Raw genomic sequence first — 19,024 nt, 5'->3', positions numbered from 1 at the left:
ATGGGAAAATAAAATGGATGAAAAGCCAGCGATCACTAAAATCATTTCAGGGGGACAAACGGGGGCGGACAGAGCAGCCCTGGATTTTGCCATCAAACACCACATTCCCTATGGCGGCTGGGTTCCGAAGGGGAGATTGGCGGAAGGTGGTCGCGTTCCGGAAACCTACCAGCTTCAGGAAATGCCCACCAGCGATTATTCAAAAAGAACGGAAAAGAACGTTCTGGATTCCGACGGAACTTTGATTATTTCTCATGGAATTCTGAAGGGCGGCTCCGCCCTCACGGAGTTTTTCGCCGAGCAGTACAAAAAACCATGCCTTCACATTGACCTGGACAGAATATCCATCGAAGACGCCGCCACATTGATCAATTCATGGACAGTCTCTCATCATATTCAAGTTCTTAACATAGCTGGACCGCGGGCTGGAAAAGATCCTGAGATATATCAGGCGACGATGGATCTGCTTGAGGTTTTTCTTGCCTGAGGAGGCGATGCCGACTCGCGTATTGAAAGGCTGAAGATCGTTATATCACGCTTGTTTGCAGGTGGAATTTGATTTCCTGTTTTCAGCTGACGCCCCATATTCAGGCTTTCATTCGACGGGATAATTCCAGAATCAGTTCACCGATATCTTTTTTCTTCAAAGCAACTTCCGCCGCGGAAATTCCGTAGCGGCAAGCCAACGTTCCGAAAAATTTATTGACTTGATCGCTTATGACGGGATCAACCCCAAGACGAAGCAGCTGAATCTTTTTCAGCAGCTCGCTTTCTTTTCCCTCCTTAGCTGTAATTAGAGTCCTTTGAATCAGATTTTCGACATCAAACTGCACAACACTGCGCAATACCACACGATCTCCGCCACCATAACGACCCAGCAGGATGTCGAACTGGCGCAGTATCCATCCATCGATGATTCCCAGATAACCAGCCGCAATCCCCCCGACCATCATGATGTAATGCCGCTGGTCCCAATCGATGCACTGCTTGATCAGATTGAGAACGATCTGCCTGTCTTCTTCTTTAATGGCAACATTTTGCGCAAACCCGTCACGCTGGTCGGAAATGGTCTGAGCCAAAACCAGAAGAAGCATGGCTCCCCCCATGATGATCTTTCGAGGATGCATGGCATCCTGGGCCTTTTGAAGAAGTTCGGGAAAATGGGAACGGATTTTTCCTGTGAGTTCATCCTGCATGCTTCCCCATTGATAAACCTTGTGCAGACAGAAGCCAATGATTCCACTGGAGCGGATCGTCATTACGCGAACCAGATGATCCACATCTCCTGCAGTCCGGATATTCAAGCAGGGGACTATGTTGCGCGGCAAGTTAAACGGCACCTTGTTTCTGATCGAACGCAGTTCATCCTGCGAAAGACCGGCCCAATTCAGAAGATACCCGGTCACAGCCTCAGTTTCCAGGCATTCTGCTGGATCTGAGACGATTTCGTAGATCTTCACACGATTAAACACAAAGATATCATTAAGCAATCTTGCTATATACGTGTTGACCCGTTCGTGACGCATATCGTTGTCAAAAACCAATGTCCAGACATATACAATCAGGCTTTTGTTTACTTTTGTCAGAACCTTCAAAAGCATTTTGTAATCGTTGCTGAAGACCTTTGTCGAACTGATCAGATCATATAAAAGCGTTCTTAACAAAAGCCATTCGCTCACATCGACAACACAGCGGTTTTCCAGGCGGCCTGTGCGCAATAAATCCGCAAGCTGAATATAATCGATATTGTCATTACGCAGCACCTCAATAAATTTGCTGTAATTGATGTTATTCTTCACCAGACCGGCATTCAGATTGCGTACTCGATCCCATAACTGCTCATATTGAGCGCCTGTTTCGTTTCCGGAACGGGCTTCCTTCAATAATTTCAACTTATCCTCAATGGTCTCCTGTGCGGAATAGTCAATCAATCTGATAAATTCATCAATCAGTTCCATGTTTTCCCCGCACGTCATGCATTTCAGCAGAACGCGGCTTTCTACTTCGGAGGACGAAGGCAGCCGGCAGATTTCCCGCACACATTGCTGCTCCATGGATTCGTCAAAACTCAAATAACGATTCCAGGTCTTCATCATGGATAAATAAACGTTTATTTTTTCATCCTCTCCTCCCGACGCTTCGAGTAGAGCGAGCATGATCGCATATCCAAGACTCAGGTAAAGCATCGGTTTCCAGTTGGTCTTATTGAGAAGAGGGTAAATGTTGATCGAAATGACATTTCCTTCCCGGGTCACCATGTTCAGTTCCGGCCGGGTATCACATGTAATACTGTACTGCTGGGTCCATAAATAATCCACGTAGCGGAACGCATAGTTTTTCGCAACCTTGTGAATGAAAACGGCCACTTCTTTTAAGAATCCAAGGCTGACAAGAGGATTGGCTGCCGCGGCGGAAACGTCAATCTGCAGACGATGTTTGTCATTGGCTTCGGATATCTTGGTCAGCCAGATTCTTGTCGAGTGAATGTGGTAGATATTGGGTTTGTTAAGGATATCCAGCGAAGCAAGCAAAAGTTCCGGCTGCAAAATATATGCGTCAATCACGACATTCCTGAATTCGCTCTTTTCCATCCCGTCATGTTTCATGGCCAGAGCCGCGTAATTAAAGACGGCGCGTGCAAAAACATCCAGGATCTCGGAATGGGCGATAGGAAGATTCTTGATCTGATAAAAATAGGGTTGAAACAAATTCCAATGTGCCTGAATTACAATTCCAGTCCTGAACTGTTTGATTTTTAAAACAGCTCCACGCTCAGAAATGATATGAAGTGTGACATCCGAATTCGTGAACTTTGCCCATATGGGGGAAAGCAGCGTCATCAGCCTGCGATTATCAAGCTCCATTGCTCTGTTCGTGGCTTTCTTCTGTTCAAAGAGGAGTTTCTGCTCAGCCCCGGTCAACAGGATAAACGCATCCCTGTCACTGCTTTTGTGAAAGATGAAATCAGGCAGGTCAACGCTGTCAGCAATGGCAGGGTAAGTAATCAGCCTGTGGGATTTCATATGTGTGGTGTTTTTTTGACCTGAAGAAAGAATTCGTTTGCTCATTGGTGGGTCTCCTGATCTCGAATTAAAAAACCGGAAAATTACGTGGAACCCGGCCGGTGTATAATTTCTTCAATGCTGTTTTAATACCGCACTATACACAATTATGGGACGTTCTGAAACTGAATGTTGCCAGTGCAATAATCCTGCTGCAGTCCTCATGATGTCTTTATCAAAAAAATTCTGCGGTTCCTGTAGAAGCTCTTGATATCCTGATAATCAAGCCGGTCAAGACGGGCTATAAAGAAGGGAAGGGGGAAAAAGAATCAATCACCTTATGAATGGTTATATCGGCCTGCATCCTCACTGGCAATAAATTTAAGGTAAAAAATTGTATCTGATGCAGGACAGTTCCTGAAATACGACATTGAGGTAATGGGTAAGGAAGGATATAATGCAATAAAATTGGGAAAAAGAATTGAATTATGTCGCCGGGAAATAAGACAACGCCCTGATTCCCGCACCGACGAAAGCCGACCGAAATCTTCCTCTGGAACGGAAAAATATTTCCGGGACAAATTTCAGGTACAGAATGAAAAATCTCATGAAACTACACACTGATAAAGATAGTCTGACAAACTCCAGGTCGGAAATGAAAAACAGGAAACCTATAAGGCTTGAGAGGATAAAGAAATGGCACAGATTATCACCAGTGTTTTTAATGCCTTTAAACGAACCGCCGGGCGCGTGATCCGGAATATGAACAGCGGGACTGTTGACGAAATTGTAAATGAGGAGGAAACCGGCAGCCCCGGAGCCCCATCAGACCTTCATCGCAGACTGGAAGGATTGCTGGAAAAAGCGGAAAGTGACGGAGACGTTCAGATCGATGAACGGGAAACTCCTTTAGATGTCGCAAAGACCGATACATCTGCTCCCCTCAAAATTCATGAGGAAGGTATCACTGAGATCAGGGGTAAAGAAGCACACGGGGAATTCAGAAAAATCCAGATGCCCGAAACAGGATCTGGAGTGGCTCACCCGGCCGCAGAAACCGTCGCTTCGGGGGGGAATGAGGCGGAAAGCGCAACGCGCGCTGTGAAAAAGACAGGGGCAAGGAAAACGACGGTAACATATGATGACAGATTAAGGACAAAAGAGGTTGAAGTGCTTCGGAAGGAAGTCGAAACAATAGAAAAAGCCATCGTGGAACACATTGAATGCACGGTTAAGCGGACCTCCGGAGATCGGGAAGAATCCGTGGAAAAACTGATAAAAAAATGGGGCCAGCCTTGGAAGGCCACCCCTGAAATTCAGGATACCTAAAACACTTTTCAAATTCAGTGGAGAGCACCTTTTGAAAGCAGTTTTTCAGGCTCGTGTGTTAATATCGGCCGGGGCAAATACCTTACAGCATCGTCAATTTAAAATTATTCGATCGCTTCAACCCGAATTTTCCCGGCATTGATTTCCTTTTTCATTACTGTCGCATCCCCGATAATCCGTCCTACAAGATTGACTTCGCTGGCAGGAACCGGATCAGAACCCTTGCTCATTGGAGTTGGGCCAAAGAAAATTGCCAGTGCATTGCCTGGAGGCCAATATCCGATATCTCCAACTTTTACCGTGGCTGTTGCCGTATCATCGAGTCCGGCACTAACTGGAATGCTGAAATAAAACTCATCGCCCCAGGTATTGGGAACGGTTTCAATGGGCAGGACTTCGGAGATTTCTCTTGCACAGGCCGTATTAAAAAGTTCCCCCTCGAATTCCGACTGTCCTATCCATATTCTTATTGGCTTTGGCATTTTCTTTTTCCTTTCATTGGTTCGGACAGGCTGACATTTGTGCTCCTGTAGAGGTGGGCAACGATCGCAAAGTTGTGTGAAACAGTTGCAACATTTCCACGCTTGGTAATGAGCATTCAGTGGTTTTCCATCTTCGGGGACAGGAAGCGAGGATTGCGGCTGTTCCGATCTCCATCATTTTTTTATTTCCCGACCGAGCCTTTTCTCAACAGATTTGATCTTCTCGATGATTCGGTCAGGTTTTCCAGGCCGGTCATCAATCGTTATGGAAGTCAGTACTCTCGATGCATTCCTCAATACCTCCTCATGACACTTACGGATCAGGGTCATCACGTCTTCCCATTCTCCTTCCATGACGGTTCCCATGGGGTTTGTTCGATAGGGCAGACCGCTTTCATCAACAAGACGGATAATTTCTGCAACGTCTTTGCTGATGCTGTCCCCGATACCCAGAGGAACGATACTGAACTGGACGAGCATGATTTGACTCCTTTCGACAGGGATAAAATTGATTTACAGCGTGTTTCGATTCGAGGCAGACGGCCACGGGCTGTTAAAATTCCCTGATGATCGAAGAACCGCGTTGCGACTTCTTCATGTTTGTGCTTCCGATTGTAAGGTTTTCAGTCTGCTCTGGAAGAGCCGTATTTTTATTATCTTTTATGGGTTAATAGAAGAGATCAGATTCGGGGAAGCTTTGAAAGTAACGACTTTTCTTGCCGTAATGGTCAAATCTTCACCGGTTTGAGGATTTCTGCCTTTCCTTTCTCTCTTGGGCCTTACGGTCCATTTGCCGAATCCGGAGATCATAACCGGATTACCTTTTTCCAGTTCCGATTTAATGATTTCGAAGAAGCTTTCTACGATGTCAACGCATTCCTTTCTGGAAATATTCAACTGATTATAGAGCATGGTCATCATTTCGTTTTTGGTCAGTGGCATTGTGGCACTCCTTAACTTGCAGATTTATCGATATTGAAGAACATAATCATCATTTTTTACCCACTGAGGCAAGATAAATCGTGAATTCATCCTGTCCGTCGATTCCGAGTATTCTGTCAATTCCTTCCTGATCATAAGCCGCGATCGCGCAGGTTCCGGCGCCTATTGATTCGCAGGCAAGATAAAGATTCTGGCAGACATGGCCTGCTTCAATGGCAATAACCTTATGAGCGGCAAGCCCATAGCGCCATTCCATTCTGTACGGGATGGTCGTCCAGATGAATGTGACGGCCGCTTCTCCGGGATAGGGTTGCCCCAGAACGGCCTGAACCATTCTGTGTTGTAAATTTTCCTCGGTAAATTCAAACAGAATTTGATGTTCGATGGGGAGGTAACGGTAGATCCCCGGTTCAATTCCGTCAACATTTAAAATACAGAGATAGGTTTCCAGGGCATGACGGCAGCCCGCGGATGGAACGGTCCTTAACGCGTGGCCGGGATCCAGTTTCCTTTTAATGCCCTGGGTGGCCCACAAAAGAAACGATAATTCCTTCAGTGACAAAGGTTCAGGTCGATAAGACCTGCAGCTTTCCCGTTTCCGGATGGCAGATATGATGTCCATCCGGCTGACATCCTGAAGTTCATCACAGGAAGGCAGATCAATCCGCCTGGCGTCTTCCGTGTAGGGTTTTTCAAGTGGCGGCGGTGCAATGCCTCTGCTCTGAGCCGTTTCAGAAAAATCGATAACCTTACGTATACTGTCTTTCAAAAATAATCGATATGTCCTGATAAGCTGGTTATCCATATTGTTCATGCCTTATTTTCATAGATTTCAGCAAACTCATCATATATTTATCGATGGATAATATCCACAGCATAACTGTATGATTGTTGATATTTTTTGATGCTGTTTTTCCAAGTGGCATCATCGCGCTGGTTTCATGAAAAGCCTTTTGAGCTGGAATGCAGGTTTGAATGCATTCAGGGCAGTCTGTTTTCTGTACCGCGATTTCCTTACCGCAACAAATCTGACACACCGGAAACCTGGAAGACTTGCAAGCTATATGAATACTCCTGATTTGCCCGAAAACATCCTGGCGCTGGGAAAACTCAATATTATTCTTGACAGGAAGAGGGATTTGCCTGCCATAATATTCAACATAGAAAAAAAGAAAATTATTCGGTGTTTCGTCATTTTTTTATGATCATTTCTCCGGCAATGGCGCACAGTTACTCCCGGAGTGACGGCAGATGCGATATAATCATGGCCTCTGTGACTGCCCCCTTGAGAGACTTTCCCGAAAATGTGAATTTTTTCGAAAGAATGGGGAAGGGCAGAAACAGGAAGGGATTAAGTTCACAACGGTTGTCAGCTGTTAAAAAATATCGGGCGGATCAGGATAAGCAAGTGCGACAAGGGACGTGCTGATATTTAAGAGGTATGGAATGAAAACAAAACTGACGAGAAACCGCTTTTTCGTTTATGTTATCTGGTTCGCTTTCGCCTGGGTTCTGCTGTTTCTGGTCTGGCGGAGCGTTCCTTACATTCAGGGTTTTTTCTCTTTCAAACCTGATGCTTTGCCCCGAACCGTGGCGGCACGCGGCGATCTGGCAGCCGATGAGAAGGCAACCATCGAGCTTTTCGAGAAATCACGCGATTCCGTCGTCTATATTACCACTAAAACGCTGGTGCGCGACCTCTGGACCCGCAATGCATTCACTGTGCCCCGCGGTACGGGTTCAGGTTTTATCTGGGATAAGTCGGGGCATGTCATCACAAACTATCATGTTATTCAGGGGGCAAGCGAGGCTATCGTAAAACTCAGTGACGGGCGTGACTCCCGGGCGGCTCTTGTGGGGGCCAGCCCGTCTCATGACATCGCCGTACTGAAAATCGCAATAGGCTTTGAGTCTCCGTCGCCGATACCGCTGGGAACAAGCCATAACCTGAAGGTCGGTCAGAAAGTATTCGCGATAGGCAATCCATTCGGTCTCGACTGGACCTTGACCACTGGGATAATTTCCGCCCTGGATCGGTCTCTCGGCGGCAATGGCGCCACAATCGAGCATTTGATCCAGACTGACGCTGCCATCAATCCAGGTAATTCTGGTGGTCCACTGCTTGATTCCGCGGGACGGCTTATTGGTATCACCACAGCCATCTTCAGCCCCAGTGGCGCCAGTGCGGGCATCGGTTTCGCTGTTCCGGTCGATACGGTTAATCGAGTGGTGCCGCAGTTGATCCAAAGTGGCAAATACATCAGACCCGCCCTCGGAATTGAAGCGGACGAGGGATTCAATGAGCGAATGAAGCGGCTTCTGAAGCTGAATGGAATTTTTATCCTTCGGGTATCTCAAGGATCTGCGGCAGATCGTGCCGGACTGAAGGGAGCAGATATTTACCCTGACGGAAGAATTGTTCCCGGAGACATCATCACCGCTGTGGACGGAACGAAGGTGGATACCGTCAGCAAGCTGCTTGCGCGGCTGGATGATCAAGTGGTCGGAAATACAGTGAAACTGACGATAGTGCGCGAAGGGAAAACGCTGGAGATCCCCGTGACGCTGCAACCCGGAGCCTAATGGGCACTATAACCGGCATATCCGTCGCCACAGAAGAATTCTTTGATTTTCTGAAGGCCATGAGTCATGCGCAAGATTATTACTGCATACAGGAACGATTGCCAGCGGGAATAAAGAAAATTGCAGCAACAGCAACAACTGTCAACTCAAGTCCAGTTCCGGACTCCTCAGTGTGATCATATCTGTTAGAACGTTCACGCTCTCCTCCAAAAAAGGAGAAAACTGATCCCTTGCTTTCTGCCTGCGCTCAGCGATCGATTCCTTCTTCTTACCGCTATTTTCCGTCATTTCCCTGCGTAAGTCGGCAAGACGGATAATGCCATGCCTTGAGGCGGCCTCCCGGTTTTTCATCATGATTTCCGTGAACTTGACGTCTTTGGCAATCCGGGCTTGAGACCGTTCCGCAAGATTAGCCAGAAGAGAGCGGTTCAGAGGTTTCCAGGGTGGAATCAAATTTTCCGGCGTACCAAGAAAGGGCGTAATTGCCTGGGCCGGAAGAGGGTAATCCAATGCCGTTTCACCAATATCTTCAAGAACGAACCAGTTGGGCAGCATGACGTTTGCTTCTACGCCTGTCTTTTGTGTGGAACGTCCGCCGGGCAGAAAGTATAAATCTCTGGTGATGGTCATGCCGCCCAGATTCCAGGGCAGGGATATCATGACTTGTACAGATCCTTTGCCGAAGGTATGGTCCGAACCGACTATCACCGCGCGACGGTAATCCTTGAGAGCTCCCGCGACGATTTCGCTGGCTGACGCGCTGAGCCTGCTTGTCAACACGACGAGAGGTCCTGTATATAGCTCCTGGGAGTCTTCCGCGGGATACAGAATCACTTTTCTTTCATCATCCTGTACCTCCGAAGCAGCAGACCCATTGGCGAGAATGGTAACCTGTCCTCGGCTGTCCCTGGTTGCCACAATGCCGCCATTGCCGATAAAAAGGCCTGTAAGACGCACCGCCTCCGTGAGCAGACCGCCGCCATTGCGTGAAAGATCCAGTACAATGCCATCGACACGCTGCCGCTTAGCCTCCATAAGGAGTTTTTTCACATCTTCATAACAGGATTTTTCCTCCTTCTCATCACCGTAGAAGGAAGGCAGATCAATCACACCGAAACGGTACTGCCTGGCACCTGCTGACCGGGTAACGTATTCGATTTTGGCCTCCTGTTCCTTGAGTTCCACCTTATCGCGTGTGATCGTGGCGTTGAAGCGGTATGTGCTCTCCGCCTGTCTCAAAATCGTTAAGGTTACCTTTGTGCCCTTCCTGCCGCGAATCATCCTGGTTACATCCTGAAGGTCCATGTCTATAACGCTGATGGGCTTTTCCCCCTCCTGGGCCACGGCAATAATTTTATCTTTCGGTTTCAACAGGCCGGATCGAGCTGCACTTCCTCCGGCCACCAACTCCTCGATGACGGCAAAACCGTTGTCACTGCTGAGAGCGGCCCCGATCCCCTCCAGGGAGAGCTGCATCTGGATCTGAAAGTCCTCATAGTCTTCAGGGGACATGTAGCTCGTATGAGGATCCAATGCTGAGGCGAAGGCTTTGGCGGCATTCGTAATGAGCTCTTCGGGATCATGCTCGACAACACGCCTTGTCTGGAGTGTATAGTGGTGAATCTGCTGTTTCTTTGCCTCTTCCATGTCCATGCCGGACAGAAGGGCGTTTTCAATCTGGAAGTGCACGAGTTTTCGAAGGAGTTCATGCTTTTCCGCCAGAGTCTTTACAAAGGGGCGCTTTTCGACGTTGATGCTCAGTTCCACAGTCTCGTCATGTCTGTAGCCCGGTCCCAGAATTTCTTTGACGACGGTCTCGTTTTCCCGAGCCCGCGCAACGAGGACATCGTAAACTCCCCGCAGTGCGGTGCAGTTTCCCGTTTTCATACTTGAAAACAAGTTTTGAAGAATCGGCTTCAGCCTTTTCACATCTGATTCATACAGCATCGTTTTCGAGGGATCGAGATTTTTGATCAACTGGTCAACGGCACGGGTCTTGATCTCCCCGGTCATATTCTTCATGGCGTAGTGGTTGTCCAGAAACTTCTGCATCACCATGGGCAGTCTGTGACAGGTGAGATTGTCTGACACTGAACAGCACGGCAAAAGCAGAATCAGCAGCAGAATGACTATAAAACTTCGAAAGTAATATGGGAACTTGTCTCCGAATCGGATATCCCGGCAGTTCCAGGGACTGTTTTCGGATATGTTTCTGGGTCTTTTATCGCACATGCTCATATTTAATATTCATCCTGCGGCGTCTGGTCATATATTTCCATCCGCTTGATATATAAGTTATGAATAATAAAAAATTTTCATGAGTGTGACAATAGGAGGATGAAGACGTTCTGTCAAGGAAAAAGGGTGACGTCATTAAGAGGTATAAATCATAAATGTTTTCAGTTTTTCTCAGACAGGTTTGTGGCCAGTTTTCAGGCCGTTCTTAAAGAATTGAAGTATTTCTGAATAGTAAGGTGTGAAGGGCACCCTTATAAATCATTTGTTCTTATTTTGGTACCACAAAGGAAGCTCATCGGAAGCGAAATTCGACTATCGACCGGTATGCAGGCGCTGGTATGCATCGAATTTCATCCGCATGTATTCCTGCTGTTCCACCTCGTGCAGTTGCAGTTTGTATTGCTCTGTTGCGCTGAACCAGCTCGAGAGGCGCTTCTCAAGCCGGTCTTCTGCGGGCAGAGACAGGCTTTTCAGATAGGCATCAATTGCCAGGTAATAACGCATGACATTACGTTCCATTACACCGCGCACTCCGCTTAAATAAACAGCCTCGCCGTTCGATCGGCGGCTGATGATGGTAAAACCGGCCTTGCTGCTGCCTGCCAAGGCCAGGTAGGTTTTCATCGCCATACGTACGGCTCTGCCGTAGCTGCATGAATAGGTGAGATGCAGGAAAGTGTGTGTGCCGTCAATCGCAACTGCTTCCAGCGAAATACGATAATCACGTGTGCCCAGCGGTCCCCGTTCGGCGTTAAGGTTGACCCGGAAATAGTTCGGACTTACAAAATCAAGATGATAATTGTATTCCACCCGGTAAGGGCCTGAGAAAGGCTGATCGACTTTTTTCCCTATTTCCACGCTGAGGCTTTTTGCTTTCCTGTCACTGACGGCATGACAATATTTGATATTGAGATGCAGCATCAACACATCACACCAATTGGCCGGTCCCAGTTCCGGATCGTTCAGTGTGTTGTTGATGTCGGAAAAGGGATAATCGACAACGGCATAGATATCACCCTTAAGATTGGACGGTGATTCTGAGGATTCCATGTAAAGTGGCCGCTGAAATTGGTTATGGCTGAGCAGCGGGATGAGTGTCGTGTATTTTCGGAGTAAAACGGCTGCATCGTCGTAGGGCTGGGCCAGACTATGATGGCAAAGGCTGGTCAGGAGCAAGCAATTGATGAACAGAGATAATATCAGTCTCAGTGAAACTCCTGAAATTTTAATTAAATCTCTTCGCTTCACGTTGAATTCATCGATTCACAAACGATATTGATTCATAATTGATTCCAATATTGCATGAAGAAAACACAGGATAAAGTGAATGTTTCGGGGAAAGCGGAATCGAATATAATATGAGAAGGGTCCTGCAAAACTCTTATTTTTTTGAAATTGCACCTTCAATAAAAATAACTGGTTGTCGATCCGCCGTCCTCATAGAACGAGTAAATGATTCTTGTCTCTTCAGACGACAACTAATTCCAGTTGAATCTCTCTTCCCTGAATAGTCGCATACAAGCCTCAACCACGTCAGTATCGTAAAGGATGCCGCTATTGTGTGAAATTTCATCCAGAGCCATATCTATATCCAGTGCTTTCCTGTGGGGACGGTGAGACGTTATGGCTTCTACAACATCTGCCACGGCCACAATTTTTGCCTCCAGCAATATGTCATCGCCTGCCAATTTGCGTGGGTAGCCAGTACCATTCATTCTTTCATGATGCTGTAATATGGCTTCGGCTACCGGCCAGGGAAAGTCAATTTCTTTAACGATTTCATACCCGGCTTGACTGTGAGTTTTAATGAGTTCGAACTCAATGTCCGATAGCCCTTGTGGCTTACTCATTATCTCAGTGGGTACTTTTATCGTGCCGATATCATGGAGGGTTCCTGCCACGGCAATTCCTTTAGTCTGGTCTTCAGATAATTTCATTTCTTCAGCAATAGCTTCCGCAAGTTTTGCCACTTTTCTCTGATGACCGGAAGTGTGGGGATCTCTTATGTCTAAGACGGTTCCCAATGAAGACACAAACTGCATCATTATCTTCTGCATTCTATCCAGGCCCGTTTCAAGTACCTGGATAGCTTGATTTAAATATAAATTGTATTTTTTACGCTGTATTGCATTGGCAAAGATATGTGCCACACTTTCAAGTATCATGATACTTTCTTTTGACCAGATTTTTTCACTTCTGACCGAATCAAATCCTAAGAAGCCAATCAGTTGATTTTCCAAAATCATCGGAACGATGAACACTGACTGTACGGAATGGGCTTTCATGATTTCTTTTTCTCGGTGGGCTTCGGGAGGCAGGTCATTTGCCCGGGGAATATATATGTGCTTTATGGTGTGCAGTTTTTCCATTCCCCATGGATACAGGCTAACAGGAATATTCTGGATTTCAGTACTTGCTGCCTGGATTCCTTGCCTACACCACTCATGGGTATTAGTTATGGTGGATCCGTCTTCAGACAGCAAGAAAACGTAACTGCGATCATTATTGTCAAATTCCCCGATCATCTTCAGTGTATTGTTGATCATCGCGTCAATATCTTCGAGGCTCAATTTGTGGAAAATATCAGATATCTCCAAAATGAGCGTTTGGGCTGCTATATGCTGCTTCATAGCAGCTTCCGCCTGTTTTTGACCTGAAAGATCGGTGAGAAACGCTATATTGGCCGGTCCATTAGGAAGATGGATGCTGTAAACCTGAACAAGAAGCGGAAAGATTGATCCGTCCTTGCGCTGGCCCTGAATTTCCTGCCAGTAGGGAGAGACTCTGCCCTCCGACCGCAGAGATAAATGCTCAGCAATTTCATCGCGGAAACTCGGAGCTACCTGGTTAAGAATGGAGGCGCCGAGTAACTCAGCGTTGCTTTCATAACCGAACAGGTCCAGAAAGGCTCCATTGACGAATAGATTGCGGCCGTCCCGGTCGATGCCAATGGCTACAGGCGCCTGTTCTAATAATGTGTAAAAAAGGTCTCCTGGTGACTGTTGATGTTCTTTATCTTGTTTCAGTCTGTTGATATCCCGTGATATTGTTACGATGCTTGAATTTTCCAGTATAACATCGATTGTTACTTCCAACCATATGTAAACGCCATCCTTTTTCTGATAACGAAATTCTTCATGGTGGCGCACTGAATTGTGTAAGTGTTCTTTTAGATAAATTAAGAATCTCTCTTTATCATCAGGATGGACAAGCCCGATGGCGTTCTTCGCCAGTAGTTCTTCCTTCTCATATCCCAGAGCTTTCAGAGTGGCGGGATTGACATATTCGTAGCTCAAATCAGACAGATTATGAATGGCGATGAGATCACGCGTGTTGTCTAAGATGAATTGATTGAATCGTGCCGATATGTGCTGCAATTCATTGTACGACTGGTTTTTTCTATCAACTGCCATCTTTGAGCGGATTCCTCCTTAGTCAAATATGTTTAACTCAAAATTTTCCTTTTATATCAACAATATCAATTTATTGCAAAATATAATGTTGTCATTCCTCCGCAATTCTTTGTATGTTCTGACTTTTGATGATCAACGCCTCGTTTAAACATGCAGAAATGACATCTGCTGCGATATCCAGGTGCCCTTTCAGGGCATGCTTGTACTATTGGGTTGTTTCCATGTCCTTCTGAGATAATTCTGGCTGCGGTATACGTCACAAAAGTTCCTAACTCATAAAAGTATTGTCTGTCACAGAGAACAACTGTCATTTTTCTTTTGAAGATCGCTCTTTCAAAGAATCGAGGTGTACAGTCAGGTTGAGCATTTTGCCGTCGATCTCACTTGTAACCTTGTATCCACAACGGTTAAAAAGATAGCGAATGCGTTTGTTTTCTTTTAGTACGCAAGCTTCAAGCTCATTAATTCCGAAATCACGGGCTAACCCGGCAAGGTGTTCCAGGAGGGCCATGCCGATACCCTTGCCCTGATATTCATCGATGACAAGAAGCCCAATCTCCGCGATCGTTTTCCCTGCCACTTCTTTGATTTTTATATAGCGGACAACGCCGACGATTTCCTTTTCGTCAATTTCCGGAAGAATGGCGACAAGAGCTACATGATTAATGAAATCTACTTCGGTCAGGTAAGATAATTCAGCATTTGACAGCTCCTTTTTCTTCAACAGGAAGCGAAGATAAATGGATTCCCTGCTTAAGTGGCTGAACAGATCCGCGATTGCATCTTTGTCATCGGGCCTTATACTTCTGATCCGCAAGAGGATGCCGCTTTTGAGGTGAATGTCCTTCTGATAATTTCGCGCATATTCAGGATCTAAACTCACAGCCGAACCCTCCAAAGACTTTGCTTATTGAACTATCAATGCATCATCAGTAACAAATCGTCCATTATCCGAATATTACTAACATTTATGTATTTTGACAGGGTCCTTGTATTCATGCGCGCTGAGCATCCGGGGCAATGTGGAGCGGAATCAGCTGGAACGCGTGGATGACCGCCGACAATGGAGCTCAGCATGCGTTGAGCCGCCATAGCTGCAGGTTAAGTACACTTGCGAAGCTTACCCAGGCCAAATAGGGCAACATCAGCAAACCAGCCGGCATTGAGACTCTCCAGAAGGCGAAAGTGTTTACCAGAATCACCAGCCATAAGGCGACGATATCGACGAAAGCGAAGTCAGGCCGGTGGAGTCCGAAAAAGAGATACGACCATGAGGCGTTTAGAAATAGCTGGAACAAGAAAAGCCCTAAGGCGACACTCGCCCCAAAGAAGCCCGCACGCCGCCAGACCAGCCATGCTGCCAGTCCCATGAACACGTACAATGTCGACCAAACGGGAGTAAACACGAAACTCGGTGGATTCCAGCTCGGCTTTGCTAAGGCGGCGTACCACTCACCTGGCGAAAACCTCGAGCCGACCCAACCAGTCGCCAGCGAAACGTCAAGCCAGCATATCAGGCCTATAAACGACTTCGCCATCTGCAATAATTCCTCTATTCAGTTATCGTACCGCTTCATTGGTGGGCCTGAGCTGACGGTCCGCTGCAGCCGTTTGTGTATGGCCGGCACGAGCGTGAACTTATGGGGTGCAAATCCCCTCTATTTGAATCCTGTCAATGTTATATTCATTGACACAAATACCCGCCAATGGCAAGGGCGGAACCATAGGGCACCGTGCGAAGGACGCCGGAGTGCAAAGCTATAAGCTGACGAACAGAAACAGCATGCAAGGCCGAGTCTCCTTCAAATCAGCACAACATGACAAAGTCCTGGATTCTGGAGATACGTTGAATGCTGCGGTTGCAGAGTCACAGTTCACGTTCTAATCAGGGGGAACCCGCCCGGTTTGCAAGCACTCCGAGAGTGGCGCCCCTCATGGTAACATGCCAAGAGATCAGGAAGGAGTCAGCAGAGGCTATAGCAGGTGCGAGGTGCGTGAGCTTATCGAATTGGGAACAGCGCTCCGTGTGTTCATTTCCGTAGCCATCGGCCCCAAGGGTCAGTGACATTTGTTCCGGACATTAGTAAAGAAATTGAGCATGAACAGCGAATGGCTCAAAGATCAAGGGCTTCTAACTGTAAAAGATCGATGGGTGAACATTCACTGCCCGGCTACAACCTGGTCATCTCTGTGAACCGTCCGGTGTGGACACCCATGCCTGGTGGTGTGGGGGTTGAGGAGAAAAAACAAACTTCTACCTGATTAAATCTACCCTCCCAATATCAAAATCACAAGATTTCCCGTTCATTCGAAACGTCCAGTCGAATGACTGTCCAGAAAAATTGGATCGCACACCTGGAAATGTTGACTTTGTTCAGAAAGTCGATTCAGGTAAAGTGTCATGGAAGAGAAGACGAATCACGGAGGTTATTGATATGTTAGGTGAAAATGGATGGCTGATTGTTCCTGAACTGAGCCGATGCGGAAGATCGAAGCTGGAGATATTATAAATCATCAGCGAGGCAAAAAAAGGGCTGTCAATGATCGCCTTGATGGAGCCACCGATTTTCGCCGTAATGGAGCCGGTGAAAAGGGATGAAAAAAGATCTTCGACCCCTCTTTTAATCAGGTGATCTCACCTCCTTTTAAGGATTGTTTTCGTGCTTTCTGACAACATGCTTTTTGTCATCCCGGCTTATCTGCCGCAGTCCAGTAGTTCATTCCGGCAAGGACAATTTTGTAAGCGCCTTGCCGGAGGCGGTCGATCGTGGCGGAGCCAAGGATGCGGTTGGGAAAGGCATCGGGCCATTCCGGAACGTCAAGATTCGAGGTCACAATTGTGCTCCTACGCTCGTAGCATTCTGAGATCACCTCGTGGAAGTCTTCATCCTGGATGCCGGTGAAGGGTTTGAGACCGAAGTCATTGATGATCAACAGATCGCAGTCGATGAGCTTGGCAATTTGCATCTCGAAGCTGTTGGTTGCCCGGGCGGTATGGAGCTTGGAAATCATCCTGGATGCACTGGTAAACGGCACGTCATGTGCTTCCCGGATGGCACAGTGACCAACGCCCTGTGCAATGTGAATTCTTACTGTGCCGCAGGGGACGACGATCAGGACAGAGACCATTTCTTCAAGAAATCGGCAGGAGGGCAACTCCGTGGTGGTCACCAAAAGTATTCTTTGTGGGCAGCAACAGGGTAGCAAATAGAAAAAAGGACTTAACCTTATTCGGCTAAGTCCTTGAATATATTGGTGCGCCCAGCAGGATTCGAACCTGCGACATCCGGATTCGTAGTCCGACGCTCTATCCAGCTGAGCCATGGGCGCACACTCATGAAAATGCACCGTTATTTATTTGGGACATGAAGTGAACTGGCGGAGAGAGCGGGATTCGAACCCGCGGTACACCTTATAGGGCGTACAATCGCTTAGCAGGCGATCGCTTTCGGCCACTCAGCCATCTCTCCGCAACTTCAATCGGTTCGGTGCGGTAATGCTGTTGTCATTTAGACAACGGAAGAATAAACATGACCGGATGAAATGTGCCCCGGTGTATTTTCCTCTATTATTCTGGCGGAGGGAGCAGGATTCGAACCCGCGAACCTTTCGGTCAACGGTTTTCAAGACCGCCGCCATAGACCACTCGGCCATCCCTCCGAATCTTTAATTATTAAAATTCCCGCTTCATGCCGCGGAAATTTTCTTCATTCCTTTCATGTAGGGGCGCAGTACATCAGGAATAACGATGCTTCCATCCGCCTGCTGGTAATTTTCCAGTACGGCAACAAGCGTTCTTCCAGCTGCTAGACCGGAGCCGTTCAGGGTGTGGACAAAGTCCAGCTTACCGGTTGACTCCCGACGAAAGCGTATGGAAGCTCTTCGAGCCTGAAAGTCTTCAAAATTACTGCATGAAGAAATTTCTCTGTACGTATCCTGTCCCGGCAGCCAGGCTTCGACATCATAGGTTTTTGCTGACGAAAATCCTAAGTCGCCGGTACAAAGACTTACGGTCCGATAAGGTATATTAAGCCGCTTCAGCACTTCTTCAGCATTGACCGTCAGTTTTTCCAGCTCATCATAAGATGTTTCCGGAGAGGTAAATTTTACCATCTCGACTTTATTGAACTGATGCTGTCGAATCAGCCCCCGGGTGTCTTTCCCATAGGATCCCGCCTCTGCCCGGAAGCAGGGTGAGTAAGCTACATAATAAATCGGCAAAGCCTTTTCTTCAAGAATCTCTTCACGATGGATGTTCGTCACCGGAACTTCCGCCGTGGGGATAAGATAGTATTCCAAATTCTCGATTTTGAAAAGATCTTCTGCGAACTTCGGCAACTGACCCGTGCCTGTCATGCTGTCTCGGTTGGCCATAAAGGGCGGCAGAATCTCCGTGTACCCATGCTCCATGATATGGAGATCCAGCATGAAATTGATAATCGCCCGTTCCAGCATGGCGCCTGCCCCGCGATAGAGTGTAAAGCGGGCACCTGTAATCTTAGCGCCTCGTGCAAAGTCGAGAATGCTGAGATCTTCACCAATCTCCCAATGGGGTTTCGGAGAAAAATCAAAGAGAGGTTTCTCTCCCCAGACCCGGACTACAGGATTGTCTTCGGCATTCACTCCGCAAACAACCGATTCATGTGGGATGTTGGGGATCGTCAGAAGCAGGTTATGCAGGTTCTCTTCCGTTTCCTTAAGTCCTTCCTCAAGTTCCCGGATTCGCCCGGAAACCGTTCCCATCCGATCAATGAGATCCTGCGCGTCTTCCTTACGTTTCTTTCTTTCCCCGATATGCCTGGACACGGCGTTTCGCTCATTACGAAGGGACTCGACTTCCTGAAGAATATCACGCCGTTCTGCATCCATGCTGACAAAGGCGCTCAAGTCGATACCCTGGCCCCGCTCCTCGATTTTCTTCTTAACAAGATCGACATTCTGTCTGAGAAATTTGATGTCAAGCATCGGATTGCCTTCAAGTGTTTTGTGCCCGCAAGAGACGATGTCTCTATCATCTTGGGATTTTGAAGTCAAC

The 19,024-nt window shown here is 47.2% G+C and carries 16 protein-coding genes and 3 tRNA genes; 4 read left to right on the top strand and 15 right to left on the bottom strand.

What is annotated here, in order from left to right:
- Positions 1-13: 13 nt before the first annotated feature.
- A complete protein-coding gene (locus SYN_RS08415; protein ID WP_011417660.1) occupies positions 14-487 on the top strand; it encodes a putative molybdenum carrier protein in 474 nt (157 codons plus the stop codon).
- Between the two features lie 100 nt (positions 488-587).
- Here SYN_RS08415 and SYN_RS08410 read toward each other — a convergent pair whose 3' ends face one another.
- Positions 588-3,068 (bottom strand): hypothetical protein, encoded by a 2,481-nt coding sequence (locus SYN_RS08410; RefSeq protein WP_011417659.1) that lies wholly within the window; start codon positions 3,066-3,068, stop codon positions 588-590.
- A gap of 630 nt (positions 3,069-3,698) precedes the next feature.
- Here SYN_RS08410 and SYN_RS08405 point away from each other — a divergent pair.
- Positions 3,699-4,331 (top strand): hypothetical protein, encoded by a 633-nt coding sequence (locus SYN_RS08405; RefSeq protein ID WP_011417656.1) that lies wholly within the window; start codon positions 3,699-3,701, stop codon positions 4,329-4,331.
- 104 nt (positions 4,332-4,435) lie between these two features.
- Here the strand turns inward: SYN_RS08405 and SYN_RS08400 are convergent, their stop codons facing one another.
- The 4 genes from SYN_RS08400 to SYN_RS08385 form a co-directional block, all read right to left on the bottom strand.
- Positions 4,436-4,813, bottom strand: coding sequence for a cyclophilin-like fold protein (locus tag SYN_RS08400; protein ID WP_011417655.1), 378 nt, complete (start codon positions 4,811-4,813; stop codon positions 4,436-4,438).
- 174 nt (positions 4,814-4,987) lie between these two features.
- Positions 4,988-5,293, bottom strand: a complete 306-nt coding sequence (locus SYN_RS08395; RefSeq protein ID WP_011417654.1) for an MTH1187 family thiamine-binding protein — start codon at positions 5,291-5,293, stop codon at positions 4,988-4,990.
- Positions 5,294-5,473: 180 nt separating this feature from the next.
- Entirely contained in the window at positions 5,474-5,755 is a 282-nt protein-coding gene (locus SYN_RS08390; protein WP_011417653.1) for an integration host factor subunit alpha, read from the bottom strand.
- Positions 5,756-5,804: 49 nt separating this feature from the next.
- A complete protein-coding gene (locus tag SYN_RS08385; RefSeq protein WP_041584907.1) occupies positions 5,805-6,560 on the bottom strand; it encodes a SagB/ThcOx family dehydrogenase in 756 nt (251 codons plus the stop codon).
- A 148-nt stretch (positions 6,561-6,708) separates the two neighbouring features.
- Here SYN_RS08385 and SYN_RS08380 point away from each other — a divergent pair, with 148 nt between their 5' ends.
- The gene (locus tag SYN_RS08380; RefSeq protein ID WP_148202528.1) at positions 6,709-6,960 is read left to right on the top strand and encodes a hypothetical protein; all 252 of its coding nucleotides are present in this window, start codon (positions 6,709-6,711) and stop codon (positions 6,958-6,960) included.
- 241 nt (positions 6,961-7,201) lie between these two features.
- Complete coding sequence (locus SYN_RS08370) at positions 7,202-8,338, top strand: S1C family serine protease (RefSeq protein WP_083756472.1); 1,137 nt, start codon at positions 7,202-7,204, stop codon at positions 8,336-8,338.
- A gap of 141 nt (positions 8,339-8,479) precedes the next feature.
- On the opposite strand, the gene SYN_RS08365 is transcribed toward SYN_RS08370, so the two are convergent.
- From SYN_RS08365 to serS, 10 genes are all read right to left on the bottom strand, one after another.
- Positions 8,480-10,396, bottom strand: coding sequence for a S41 family peptidase (locus SYN_RS08365; RefSeq protein WP_158302956.1), 1,917 nt, complete (start codon positions 10,394-10,396; stop codon positions 8,480-8,482).
- A 492-nt stretch (positions 10,397-10,888) separates the two neighbouring features.
- On the bottom strand, positions 10,889-11,626 hold the full coding sequence (locus tag SYN_RS08360) for a hypothetical protein (RefSeq protein WP_202943541.1): 738 nt from the start codon (positions 11,624-11,626) through the stop codon (positions 10,889-10,891).
- Between the two features lie 428 nt (positions 11,627-12,054).
- Complete coding sequence (locus SYN_RS15295) at positions 12,055-13,989, bottom strand: HD domain-containing phosphohydrolase (protein WP_011417646.1); 1,935 nt, start codon at positions 13,987-13,989, stop codon at positions 12,055-12,057.
- A gap of 307 nt (positions 13,990-14,296) precedes the next feature.
- Positions 14,297-14,872 (bottom strand): GNAT family N-acetyltransferase, encoded by a 576-nt coding sequence (locus SYN_RS08350; protein ID WP_158302955.1) that lies wholly within the window; start codon positions 14,870-14,872, stop codon positions 14,297-14,299.
- Between the two features lie 187 nt (positions 14,873-15,059).
- Positions 15,060-15,527 (bottom strand): TspO/MBR family protein, encoded by a 468-nt coding sequence (locus SYN_RS08345; RefSeq protein WP_011417644.1) that lies wholly within the window; start codon positions 15,525-15,527, stop codon positions 15,060-15,062.
- A gap of 1,147 nt (positions 15,528-16,674) precedes the next feature.
- Positions 16,675-17,160, bottom strand: a complete 486-nt coding sequence (locus SYN_RS08330) for an ATP-binding protein (protein WP_049749950.1) — start codon at positions 17,158-17,160, stop codon at positions 16,675-16,677.
- Between the two features lie 82 nt (positions 17,161-17,242).
- Positions 17,243-17,319: transfer RNA gene (locus tag SYN_RS08325), tRNA-Arg, on the bottom strand.
- A gap of 46 nt (positions 17,320-17,365) precedes the next feature.
- Positions 17,366-17,459: transfer RNA gene (locus SYN_RS08320), tRNA-Ser, on the bottom strand.
- A 104-nt stretch (positions 17,460-17,563) separates the two neighbouring features.
- Positions 17,564-17,649, bottom strand: a tRNA-Ser gene (locus tag SYN_RS08315).
- A gap of 27 nt (positions 17,650-17,676) precedes the next feature.
- On the bottom strand, positions 17,677-18,954 hold the full coding sequence (gene serS / locus SYN_RS08310) for a serine--tRNA ligase (RefSeq protein WP_041584901.1): 1,278 nt from the start codon (positions 18,952-18,954) through the stop codon (positions 17,677-17,679).
- Between the last annotated feature and the right edge of the window lie 70 nt (positions 18,955-19,024).

The organism is Syntrophus aciditrophicus SB, from assembly GCF_000013405.1.
Classification (GTDB): domain Bacteria; phylum Desulfobacterota; class Syntrophia; order Syntrophales; family Syntrophaceae; genus Syntrophus; species Syntrophus aciditrophicus.
The sequence above is the reverse complement of the archived record's forward strand: the minus strand, read 5'-3'. Positions and strand labels throughout refer to the sequence as shown.